This window comes from Vulcanococcus sp. DEBay_Sum22DG08_74, from assembly GCF_017852955.1.
Classification (GTDB): Bacteria; Cyanobacteriota; Cyanobacteriia; order PCC-6307; family Cyanobiaceae; genus Vulcanococcus.
In genome coordinates, this window is the sequence record NZ_JAFMKL010000151.1 from 1 (window position 1) to 3,267 (window position 3,267).

Here is a 3,267-nt window from a genome sequence, read left to right on the forward strand (position 1 = left end):
GGCGCCAACATCGGTTCGGCCATGGGCCCCACCGGTCTGGGTAAGTACCTGATGCGCTCCCCCACCGGCGAGATCATCTTCGGTGGTGAGACCATGCGCTTCTGGGACTTCCGTGGTCCTTGGCTGGAGCCCCTGCGTGGCCCCAACGGCCTGAGCCTCGACAAGCTCCAGAACGACATTCAGCCCTGGCAAGTGCGCCGCGCGGCTGAGTACATGACCCACGCCCCCAACGCGTCTCTGAACTCTGTGGGCGGCATCATCACCGAGCCCAACTCGGTGAACTTCGTGAACCTCCGTCAGTGGTTGGCTGCGACTCAGTTCGTTCTCGCCTTCTTCTTCCTGGTGGGTCACCTCTGGCACGCCGGCCGCGCCCGCGCTGCTGCTGCTGGCTTCGAGAAGGGCATCGACCGTCAGGCCGAGCCCACCCTGGCCATGCCTGACCTCGACTGATTCCTTTCAGCGATCGTCCCTCAGCCCTCGCCCTTCGGCGGGGGCTTTTTTTGTGGCCTTTGTGGACAGGACCGGCTCAGCCAGCAAAAGCCTGAAGTCCTGCATATTCTTGAACCATGGTCGAAGCAGCCTCCACCGCCGCCAGAGTTGCGCTGATTCGCGAACGGAAGCGAACAGAACGGTTAGCTCAACTTCGCTCGAACGCTGAAGCTGTTGTCAGCCAGTGTCCAGGGTCCAGCCTCTGGCTGTTTGGATCACTGGCTCGCGGAGACTGGGACGCCTACTCCGACGTGGACGTACTGGCCGTCGCTGGTGACCAGGCAACAGCTGATCAAGTGGCAGAGGCTGTTCTCGCCATTGGCATGGCCGATGACGCCTTGGCACTCAGCACAACGGACTGGCTCCAACAGTCACAAAGTCAGGACCCGTACTGGCGGGCCATTGCCAAAGACGCCCTTTGCCTGGCAAAAGGATGAGCCAACGACAACAGGCTTGGCTGCGGCAAGCCAAGAGTGACTTCGAAGTTGGAGAACTCACTCAGTCACAGGGGTTTCACAGCCAGGCTTGCTATCACTACAGCCAAGCGGCGGAGAAAGCCCTTAAGGGACTGCTGATTTCCCTGGGGACACTGCCCCCCTACAGCCATTCTCTGGATCGCTTAGCTGAAGCGATTCGCGAGCAAGGTGTCGATACCGCCTGGATTGATTCACTGCACCTCAAGGCCTTGAGTCGGATGAATAGTGAGACCCGCTATCCAAGAGACGATGAGGCTCCCATCGACCGGTTCGATGCCAACGACTCCGGGATGGCACAAGAGGCCGCCAAGGCCGTCTTGCGATTTGTCGAGTCCGCTTTGGTTGATGCGAGTTAAGCGTTGGTGCTTTGTGGCACTGTTTATCGGCTGAGCGATCAGCAGTAGACGATCAGGCACGCATCGGCAACCTGGGTGGAGCCATTGAGCGCTCTGGTGCAAAGCCAGCTCACCAGTGATCGAATCTGGCGGGTGCTGAACACCGCCGAACGCAACGGTCAACGTTGCGGCGGTCCCGTGCTGCTCTCGGGGCTGGTGGTTGGCGCCGGCATCGTTGAGCTGAGTGCCGGTCCCCTTGGGCAGAACAGTCGCTTCAGCTTGGAGCTGCTGACCTTGCTGGTGCTGCAGTTGGTGGGACCGCTGCTGGTCTCGCTGCTGGCGATGGCGCTGATGATGCCGAACTGGCTGGATCGCGTCGAACGCCACGGCTCCAGGGCCTGGCTAATCAGTGTCCCGGCCTCCGCACTGCTCGCCGCGGTTCTGCTGGTGCTCTTTTTGATCTCCTCGCTCTGCGCGGGGGCGTTGACCACACCCCGCAGTGACCTGATTGGTGAAGCGCAGGCGCTGCTCAGCGGTGTTGCCTTGCAGGATGTCCTGCGGGCCATGCTGCGCTGCTCGTTCTTCCTGGCCGGCATCTGCGCCTGGAGTCAATGGCGGGGCTACCAGGAACTCAAACGCCAACGCCATCCCGCCTTGATGGTCAGCAATCTCTTGATCGAGGGACTGATGGTTCTCTTTGCCCTCAAGCTGCTCTGGATCACGGTGCTCGATCCCATCCGTCTGCAGGCGAGCTCCCTATGACGATGCCGAATCCACCGACGCGGAGTCACGAGAAACTCCTCTTTCTTGGCTCTGGTGCCGTACTGCTGGGAGCCTTGATCATTGGCTTGGCGCGTGAGCAGCACTGGGGCCAACGCTTTTTGAACCTGCGCTTGGTGGCGGCCAATGCCAGTGGCATCAGGCCCGGCCAGGCGGTTCAGATCTCAGGCATGCAGGTCGGTCAGGTGCGCTCCCTGGAGATGCTGCCCAACGCCAAGGTGCAGGTGAAGTTTCAAATTGACGAGCGATTTGCGCCGTTGGTGGGACCACGCAGCACGGCCAGCCAAGGGCAGCAAGGTCTTGTCGGGGAGCACTTCCTGGTGGTCAGTCCTGATCCGCAGCCCTGGCCGGTGAGCCTGGAGAAGCACGGCATGCGCGACACGACCCTGCCCTATGAGCAACCGCCCGCCATCAGCAGCCTGATGGTGGATCTGCATCAAACCCAGAAGGCCCTGCAGGCCACCTTGAACAACACCACCAAACTCACGGCAGAGGATGTTCCCGACACCCTGCGCGAGATCCGCAAAACCCTCGGGAGCGTCGACAACCTCAGCGGCGTGGTGCAACGGGAGACCGCAGCGACAGCACCCACCCTGCGCAAAACGCTCACGCAAATCAGCGCCACCGGGGCCAGTGCCGAGGCCACCTCCAATCGTGCTCAGCAGGTGCTGGAGCAAACCCAGCCGATCCTGGTGAACACCTTGAAGGAGCTGCAGCAACTCAGCAGCATCAGCCGCAAACTGCTGCAGCTGTTGGTTGGCATCGGTGGCCTTGAGGAAGCGCCGAAGGACCGTTAGTCGAGCGACTGCATCAGGGCATCGGTCATCCGGATCTCGCAGTTGCTAACGAAGATGCCGAAGCCCGTGCCTTGGAAGGCGATGGAGTTCATGTAAACGCAGGCATTGCGGCGGGCCTGCTGAAACGCAGCCAGCTGATCCTCGGGATCCGCGCTGGTCTTAAAGAAGCCCGTCAGGTTGTCCTTCCAGAGCGTGGGGAACTGACCGCCGGGCATCTCGGCAGCATCCGCTGCCACCTTCTGCATGGCCAGAGCCAAGTCCCGATCCTTCTGCTCAAGAACCTTGGCGATGCACAGCGATGTCTCCACCGTGCTCATGGTGTGAGCACAGGGATTGGGCTGGGCCGCCACTGGCTGGGTACTCCCCGCCAAAGCAGCCAGTGCGAACAGG

5 protein-coding genes and 1 pseudogene are annotated in these 3,267 nt (G+C 61.5%); 5 read left to right on the forward strand and 1 reads right to left on the reverse strand.

What is annotated here, in order from left to right; translation table 11 throughout:
• From QZ184_RS10910 to QZ184_RS10930, 5 genes and pseudogenes are all read left to right on the forward strand, one after another.
• Positions 1–450: pseudogene (locus QZ184_RS10910) on the forward strand (Photosystem II reaction center protein); the annotation flags it as partial.
• 116 nt (positions 451–566) lie between these two features.
• On the forward strand, positions 567–926 hold the full coding sequence (locus QZ184_RS10915; protein WP_296419623.1) for a nucleotidyltransferase domain-containing protein: 360 nt from the start codon (positions 567–569) through the stop codon (positions 924–926).
• Entirely contained in the window at positions 923–1,321 is a 399-nt protein-coding gene (locus tag QZ184_RS10920) for a HEPN domain-containing protein (RefSeq protein ID WP_296419625.1), read from the forward strand. The genes QZ184_RS10915 and QZ184_RS10920 overlap by 4 nt, the downstream gene beginning before the upstream one ends.
• 75 nt (positions 1,322–1,396) lie before the next feature.
• Entirely contained in the window at positions 1,397–2,062 is a 666-nt protein-coding gene (locus QZ184_RS10925; RefSeq protein WP_296419627.1) for a hypothetical protein, read from the forward strand.
• Positions 2,059–2,877, forward strand: a complete 819-nt coding sequence (locus QZ184_RS10930) for an MlaD family protein (RefSeq protein ID WP_296419629.1) — start codon at positions 2,059–2,061, stop codon at positions 2,875–2,877. The genes QZ184_RS10925 and QZ184_RS10930 overlap by 4 nt, the downstream gene beginning before the upstream one ends.
• Here the strand turns inward: QZ184_RS10930 and QZ184_RS10935 are convergent.
• On the reverse strand, positions 2,874–3,266 hold the full coding sequence (locus tag QZ184_RS10935; protein WP_296419632.1) for a lysozyme inhibitor LprI family protein: 393 nt from the start codon (positions 3,264–3,266) through the stop codon (positions 2,874–2,876). The two genes, QZ184_RS10930 and QZ184_RS10935, sit on opposite strands and share 4 nt — an antisense overlap.
• Position 3,267 lies beyond the last annotated feature (1 nt).